General features: G+C 70.6%; 1 protein-coding gene and 1 pseudogene. Both read right to left on the bottom strand.

Features of this window, described 5'->3' with window-relative positions; translation table 11 throughout:
• Window positions 1–1483, bottom strand: a pseudogene (locus VF697_RS00195) (ATP-dependent Clp protease ATP-binding subunit); the annotation flags it as partial.
• Window positions 1476–3757: AAA family ATPase (locus VF697_RS00190; RefSeq protein ID WP_331091026.1), on the bottom strand; the 2282-nt coding region annotated here is incomplete at its 5' end. The pseudogene VF697_RS00195 and the gene VF697_RS00190, both read right to left, overlap by 8 nt.

The raw sequence follows: 3757 nt of genomic DNA, 5'->3' as shown, positions 1-3757 counted from the left end.
CCGCCTTGAACCGCGCGAGTACGCCCGCGGCCTGCTCACAGGCCCGGTCCTGCCCGAGGACGCCCTGCTTCAGTTGCGCCGCGAGCGTGGCCTGCTCGGCGGGGATCTCATCGCTGATGAGCTGGAGCGGCAGCCCGGTGTAGCGCGCGTAGGCCTCGGAGACATCGTGCGGGTAGAGCGTCCGGGCCTTGCCGCGCTCGCCCTGCTGGTCGAGCCAGTCCAGGAACCGGTACGCCTTTCCCGGGAACAGGCTGTCGCGCTGGAACATCTCCAGGTGCCCGACGAGCTGCCGAAGGCCCACGGGGTGGATGCTCACGCGGCTGCGCCTGGTGCCCTGGTAGCGCTGCATCAACTCCGGCACCAGCGAGGCCGGGGGCGCCTCGATGCGGATGATGCGGAAGGGGCGCAGGGCCTCCGGGAAGCGGCGCTGGCAGCGCTCCAGCTCGGCCTCGGTGCACTCGGCGATGAGGGAGATCTCCTCGCTCATCGCGGACGGGAGGAGCAGATCCCCCATCGACGAGCCGTCCGGCTGCGGCGCCAGGAGCGAGGTGAGGCGGTCGACGTAGAGGTAGTCGTTCTCGAACGAGAGCGCGTCGATGATCTTCAGGCAGCGCTCCTGCCACATGCCCAGGTACACCATGCCGGCCACGATGCGCTCGGCGCTGGTACGCCAGATCCTCGGGAAATGCACCTTCCGGTTGTCCTTCGCCTCGCGCCGCCGCTCCGCGAGCAGCCGCGCCAGTTGCAGCACCCAGCTCGTCTTGCCGACGCCCGGGCCCCCCACGAGGAGGAGCGACACCGGCGGCCGGTGCAGCACGTAGGAGAGGAAGACTCCCAGGGTGTGCCCGTCATAGACCAGCGCCGGCTGCCGTGCGCCCAGCGCGCGCGAGGTCAGCTCCTCGCCGATCTGGTTGAGCACCGCGGGCGAAGGCTCCTCGTGGTCGCCGCGCCGGGCGTCCCGCACCAGCTCGCCCGGGTCCCAGCTCCGGACGAACTCCTCGCCCTCGTGGCGGAAGTCGTAGAGCCCCTTGGGCTTCTCGCCGAGCAGCGCGGTGGTGAGCGCGTTCTGCAGCACCTCGCGAACAATGGAGAGTTCCTCGATCACGAAGGACCAGCCGAAGCGAGGCACCCTCACGCGCCAGGTACCGCTCTCCATCTTCCCGTAGACGTACGTCAGCTTCAGCGGGACGAGCGCCTTGGCGATCACCGGCCGCTTCTTGTGCACGGTCTGCGGATGCACCTCCACGGTGATCGTCCGCGCTTGCAGGGACTCTTCCCACAGGAAGCGCTCGAGCGAGGCCGCCTCGTCGAGTTGCAGCTGCCGCACCTGCAGCTCCAGCAGGGCGTAGACCTCGGCCTCGCTGGCGCCGTAGGCGGACGGGGGCGGGTCGTCGAAGAAGCTGTCCCATACCGGGAGCAACTGCCCCGTCAGCCGGCCATCGTGGTGGGTGGTGAAGTAGACGCGAAGGCTCTTGTCATTCATGGGGGTTTTGACTCATCCGCAACCGCCACAGGCTCGGCAGGGCCTCCGCGGGGGACCGGACCCGGTGGCTGCCACTATAGGTAAGCAGGTAGTCGTCGAGCTCCAGCACCGACACCTCGCCCGGACGGGAGGGCGGCTCGAAGCGGTAGGCGCGGACCACCGGGGCAGCCGCCTCGGGATCCTCCGGCAGCGGGCTCACACTCGTCTGGCGCGCCTCATGGAAGGCCCGGAGCTTCGCGGCGTGCAGCTCCAACAGCCTCGCCGGCTCCGGTGCGCTCGCCTCGTGGACGCGGACCTTCACCACCTCCGGGAGCCGTCCCGAGGACTGCCAGACGTGCAGCCCGCCCTCTCCCTCGAAGAAGGGACGCACGCCCGGACCCACCAACTTGATCGCGACGTGGACGGGCTCCAGCGGCGAGCCGTGGAACTCCTGGAGCTGCCGGGGGCCACCCGACACCCCGGAGCCTCCGGGGAGATGGGCGGCGAAGCTTTCCACCTCGCCTCGTGCGCCGGCATAGGCCTCGCAGAGCCACGCGGTGAGCAGGGAGCCAGCGGCCGCACCATGCCGCCACTGCCCGAGCGGGAGCAGCTCCAGCGTCACCACATGCTGATCCGGACTGGAGAGCTCGCGCAGGACGCGTTGCAGGAAGTAGACCTCCGCCAGCGCATCGAGCATCCGCTCGCGGGAGACGGCCTTCACCGGCTCCAGGGCGCGCCGGTCGAAGAGCCGCACGCGCATGCTCTCTCCCTGGCTGCTGACCGAGCTGCGCCGCTCCAGGGTTCCGAAGCGCTCGACCTCGATCATCTCCCGCGCCGTCTCCTCGGGCGCTTGCGCGAGGGACTCCAGCCGCGCCGCGAAGTCCTCGAGGTACAGCCGCATCGCGTCGAGCGTGTAGAGCGACTCGGCGTGCTCGCGCTCACCCGCCTGGAGCCGCTCGAGGTGGAAGCGGACCTGCTCGGACAGCGTGCCGAGCGCGTGGCTGTGCCGCATCCGCCGCACCTCCTCGCGGGCCTCGAGCGCCTTCTCGCGCAGCCGGGCCACGGGCAGCGCCAGGAGCGGCTCGAGCGCGAACCCCTCGGTGGCGGGCTCACGGGACACGAGCGCGTCGGCCTGCACCTCGAAGCGGTCCTCGCGGGTGTAGAGCTGGAAGAGCCGCAGCAGGGACTGGGGCCCGCGGATGATGGCCTCGGAGAGGGCCTGACCGACCTTCTCCTCCAGGTAGCGCTTGAGCGGACGCGCGCCGAGTTGGGCGTCGAAGGCCTCCTCGACGATGCGACGCTTCACCGCCTCGTCGGCGGACACGAAGATGTTGCGCGAGGTCAACCCCTGCCGCGACAGCAGCCGCGCGAGCTCCTTCTCCACCACCTTCTCCCCCGACTCCCGGGAGAGCGGCGAGAAGTGCACGATGTGGTCGATGCGGTTGAAGAGCTCGGGCGGGAAGAACTCGCGCACCGCCCGGTCCGCGTCGAGCGCCAGGGCTCGGGGGTCCCGGGGGCCAATGCCCACCGTCGGCTTCTGGCGGGCCCCCAGGTTGCTCGTCATCACGATGACGGTGTGCGTGAAGTCCGCCGTCTCGCCCGAGGCGTCGGTCAGCCGGCCCTCGTCGAACGTCTGGAGCAGCAGGTTGAGCAGGGCCGGGTGGGCCTTCTCGATCTCATCGAGCAGCACGAGCGAGAAGGGCTGCTCGCGAATCAGCCGCGTCAGCCGGCCCTCGGGTTGCCAGGCGTCACCGGTGAGCCGCGCGACGGCGTCCGTCGTCTGGAACTCGGCCATATCGAGCCGCACCATGCGGGACGCATCCCCGTACAGGTAGCCGGCCAGCGCGCGGGCGAGCTCCGTCTTGCCGGTGCCCGTGGGGCCGGTGAAGAGGTAGACGCCGTAGGGGCGGCGGGGATCCGTGAGCCCGGAGTGGATGCGCGCGATGAGATCGCACGCCACCTCCACCGCCGCCGGCTGGCCCATCACCTTGCGCGAGAGGGCCGCGTGGACGTCGGCCGGCTCCAGCTTCTTGTGGGGGTGGAGCAGGAAGTCCGGCAGGCCCGTCCTGCGCGAGAGGTGCTCGAAGAGCAGCCCGACGTCGAGCTCCCTCCCCTTGCCCCCGTGGTCGGCGGCCAGCTCGCGCAGCAGATCCAACGCCTTGCCCGGCAGCGCGGCGCCCGAGAAGAGCGAGCTGGCCTGCTCCAGCAAGGCCGGGAAGAGCGGCGGAGACCAGGTGACTTGGTGCCGGCCCTCCAGCTCCCGTGCCTCGTGCAACAGCATCCGCAGCGTCTCGT

Source organism: Archangium sp., assembly GCF_036388035.1.
In the GTDB taxonomy this organism is placed as follows: Bacteria; Myxococcota; Myxococcia; order Myxococcales; family Myxococcaceae; genus Archangium.
This window is presented reverse-complemented; position numbering and strand designations above follow the sequence as displayed.